The following is a 3,714-nucleotide window of genomic DNA, read 5'->3' as shown; positions in this document are numbered from 1 at the left end:
TTCATTCCCTGGCAGCAGCTGGCGAAGGAAAAGGGATTAAAGCTTCATTTTCTGGAGCCCAATGAAGAGGGCATTATTACGGAAGAAAGCTTCCGAGCAGTATTAAATCCAAAGGTGAAGCTGGTGGCCATGGCGCAGGTTTCCAATGTTCTTGGAAATATTCAGGACATTAAACTGTTTGCAAAGCTTACGCATGAAATTGGAGCGGTGTTTGTTTGTGACGGAGCCCAGTCCGTTCCCCACACCAAGGTGGATGTTCAGGATTTGGATGTGGACTTTTTGGTATTTTCCGGCCATAAGCTCTATGCTCCCATGGGTATCGGCGCCGTTTACGGAAAGAAGGAGCTTTTGGAAAAGATGCCTCCCTTCCTTTTCGGTGGAGAAATGATTGAATATGTGACCAAGGAAGGCGCCACCTGGGCAGAGCTTCCTCATAAGTTTGAGGCGGGTACGGTAAATGTTGGCGGTGCGGTTGGTCTTACAGCGGCGATTTCTTATCTTGATAAAGTCGGATTTTCCTTTATTGAGGAAAGAGAGGCGGAGCTCTGTGCTTATCTCATGGAGGGAATGGAAAAAATCCCCCATGTACACATCATAGGTTCCAAGGATCCGAAAAGACATCATGGTATTGTGACCTTTACCATTGACGGGGTGCACCCCCATGATATTGCAGCCATTTTCAATTCCAATCAGGTTTGCGTCCGGGCGGGACACCACTGTGCTCAGCCTTTGATGAAATTCCTGGGAACACCAAGTACCACCAGAGTCAGTCTTGGTCTTTACAATACAAAGGAAGATGTGGATGCCTTTTTAGCGGCATTAAAAACTATTCGAGGAGTGATGGGATATGGGGAGTAATACCTATTATAATGAGATTTTAACAGAGCATAATATTCGACCAAACAATAAGTATAAGATGGAGGATGCCAGCTTTTCTTTAGAGGGCGTGAACCCCAGCTGTGGAGACGATATTGTCTTGTATTTAAAGTTGGATAAGGATAATGTTATTTCCGAAGCCAGCTTTGATGGAGACGGCTGTGCAATTTCTCAGGCCAGTGCAGATATTATGTGCGATTTAATCATAGGAAAAACCAAGGACGAAGCTCTTCGGCTTTCTGAAATCTTTCTGCGCATGATTCGGGGAAAGATTACGGAGGAGGAGAAGGAAGAGCTGGAAGAAGCCGGAATCCTGGAGGATATTTCTCACATGCCTGCCAGAGTAAAGTGCGCCGTACTTGGTTGGAGAACCATGGATGAAATCTTTAAGGATGCGGATGAAGGAAAGATTGACAAGTATTCCGGAAAGTTCGATTAAAAGGGGCTGTAAAAATCAAACTAAATTTTCTATTCAATATAGGTCTGAAATTTGGGGCACGCTCTCGCTAGCTTCGCCACGTAGCGGATACTAAGCGAAAAACTGCGTTCTACTTGTTTTTCGCAAGTACCGACGGGCTCAGACTACCCCATAATTTCAGACCTATATTGTCGAAAAATTCTTATTTCGATTTTTTACAGCTCCTTTTTTGGTGAGAAAAAGCAAGAAAAAAGCTAGGTTTTATGCCGTTATTCGCATAAATCCTAGCTTTTTATCTTAGCGACGAGGATGGGACTTGAACCCACAACCCGCAGAACGGGCACCAACTTTCCAGGCTGGCCGACTACCATTATCACACCTCGTCTCAGTCAACTGTGCCAGTATACCATTAGCTTTTTTGAAAATCAAGCATTATTTTTTAGAACTTTGCTGTATTTTTCGAAACGATACGCTATAATGAAGTTAACTAAAGAGAAAGGAGAGGCTTCATGCTGGAGTACTTGAATTTAAAGCTGGACGGACTGGGTGTAGGGGAAAGCTCATTGAACATTTGGATGAAGAATGGTCGGATTAAGTATGCCTATGATGCTCCTGTAGAGGATGAGGGTCCGGCTCTTGTCTTGAATGTGCCCAAAGAATCTTCGGAAAGCTTCTTAAACTCTTTAGATGAGTGTGCCATACCGAAGTGGAAGCGTAGCTATTTTCAGGAAAAAAAAGGAGGCATTCCTGCATTTTCCTTCCGTTGGTTTTTATTGTATAAAGAAGAGAATCAAGAGGCTAAAGAGTATCAAGGGATTAATAGTGTTCCGGGAAGTTGGAACCGTTTTATTGCTTCTTTAAACAGACTGACGGCTGAGGTAAATAGCGCGAATTCTCATCAGATTATGCGTTTTTCCTTACGTGTGGAAGAGGAAAGGGAGAATGTAAGCTGGAATCCTTTGACACAGAAAGAAGAAAGAGAGGACGTCTTTTTTGAGGAGACTCTGCTTCTTTCCAGAGAAAGTCAAAGCCTTGTTTACCTGCAGAACATGAATAAGCTTCCTTCGGTAAAGCATGAGTACTTTATACCCAAAATCGTGGATTATCTTTTGGGCAATATAGAACGCTATTTTCAACATTATGATCAGAGTGAGGGAAGCATAGGGGAAGAGAGTCCGGCCCTTTTAGAGATTACAATTCAATATCGGGATGGTCGGTATTTTCAGGTAAAGAGGTCCTATGATCGCTATGGTCTTCCGGATGACTGGGAAGACTTATTGGAGGACTTTCATAAGACTCTATCCTACTACGGTGTATTCGGTTCTCTTTTTGATCCAAGACTGTATCGACATGGTGTGAAAGAAGGAGAACATATTTTTCTAAGCTGTTTATCGGAACCGAATGGAAAGCCTAGTTATTTTAGGAGCTTAGAGGACAATATTTCCGTAGGAGATTTTGTGTTGGTTCCCAGTCTGAAACAGGAAAATGCGGAAACCGTGGTGATGATTTCTGAAGTTCTATATTGTAAAGAGGGAGCACTGCCTTGTCCTTTGGAGGAAGCCAAGCTTATTCTCCGAAAACTGGATGAAGGAGAATTCTTCGGCTTTTTATCCCAGGATAATCATAACGATGACTTTATGTGAAAAAGGAGAATAAGTTGTGATTTTTTTAGTGGATTTTGAAAATACCCATGCCAGCGGCTTTGAGGGGTATCATTATCTGACAGAGCAGGATACCTTGGTAGTGTACTACAGTGATGAGAATTCTGCTTTACAGAAGGGCGTAGTAGAGGATTTAAAGGAAAAGGCTGTCCATGTAAGAATGGTGAAGCTTTTAAAACAGCACAGCAATGCTTTAGATATGTACATTGCTTCCACAACGGGAATGTTTTTGGATACGGGAGAAAAGATTTGCATTGTTTCCAAGGACAAGGGCTATGCAGCGGTTCGAGACTTTTGGCATAGCTTAAGAGGTGCGGAAATTCTTTTGGGAGAGACCATTGAAGAGTGTTTTCTCCATTCTGTGGCCAATGACGATGAAAGAATCAGAAGAGCCAAGGAGAGAAACCAAAAGGTACAGCTTATTGATGCCTTTGAAACCACCAACAATGTTCCTACCAGACCGACATTAAGCTACAGAAACAATTATAGAAGAAGAAAAAATCAATTTCTGGATGTGAACAGCCATTTGGAGCCGGTAGAGCTCTTGCCGAATCCTTTAGCAAAGGAAGATGTAAGCTATGCTTCTTTGGTGGAGGAGGAAAATGACGGAGAACATTTTTCTGTGGATTACTCTGCAAACATCAAGGAAGAAAAGCTTTTTCCGGATGAGGATCATGCTGAAAGCTTTGAGAAAGAGCTATCTTCCGATAGAGCTACAGAAGAAACTGTTTCTGCTAATGAAAGAGAAAATCCGGATTC

The 3,714-nt window shown here is 42.6% G+C and carries 4 protein-coding genes and 1 tRNA gene; 4 read left to right on the top strand and 1 reads right to left on the bottom strand.

The window, feature by feature from the left end; genetic code table 11:
* Together ACO4PX_RS09305 and sufU are read left to right on the top strand one after the other, a co-directional pair.
* Positions 1 to 858: aminotransferase class V-fold PLP-dependent enzyme (locus ACO4PX_RS09305; RefSeq protein ID WP_485572378.1), on the top strand; the 858-nt coding region annotated here is incomplete at its 5' end.
* A complete protein-coding gene (gene sufU, locus ACO4PX_RS09300) occupies positions 848 to 1,315 on the top strand; it encodes a Fe-S cluster assembly sulfur transfer protein SufU (protein WP_007156374.1) in 468 nt (155 codons plus the stop codon). The genes ACO4PX_RS09305 and sufU, both read left to right, overlap by 11 nt.
* A gap of 280 nt (positions 1,316 to 1,595) precedes the next feature.
* Here the strand turns inward: sufU and ACO4PX_RS09295 are convergent.
* Positions 1,596 to 1,679 (bottom strand) — tRNA-Ser (locus tag ACO4PX_RS09295).
* Positions 1,680 to 1,803: 124 nt separating this feature from the next.
* Here ACO4PX_RS09295 and ACO4PX_RS09290 point away from each other — a divergent pair.
* Together ACO4PX_RS09290 and ACO4PX_RS09285 are read left to right on the top strand one after the other, a co-directional pair.
* The gene (locus ACO4PX_RS09290) at positions 1,804 to 2,937 is read left to right on the top strand and encodes a hypothetical protein (protein ID WP_183684431.1); all 1,134 of its coding nucleotides are present in this window, start codon (positions 1,804 to 1,806) and stop codon (positions 2,935 to 2,937) included.
* Between the two features lie 16 nt (positions 2,938 to 2,953).
* Positions 2,954 to 3,714 (top strand): PIN domain-containing protein (locus ACO4PX_RS09285; protein WP_485572376.1); only part of this gene is annotated, 761 nt, incomplete at its 3' end.

The sequence above is a fragment of the Oribacterium sp. genome, from assembly GCF_057249185.1.
The sequence above is the reverse complement of the archived record's forward strand: the minus strand, read 5'-3'. Positions and strand labels throughout refer to the sequence as shown.

Bases quoted from the DNA above. Each gene is read 5' to 3' on its own strand.
- ACO4PX_RS09290 (WP_183684431.1), top strand. From the start codon at position 1,804: ATGCTGGAGTACTTGAATTTAAAGCTGGACGGACTGGGTGTAGGGGAA.
- sufU (WP_007156374.1), top strand. From the start codon at position 848: ATGGGGAGTAATACCTATTATAATGAGATTTTAACAGAGCATAATATT.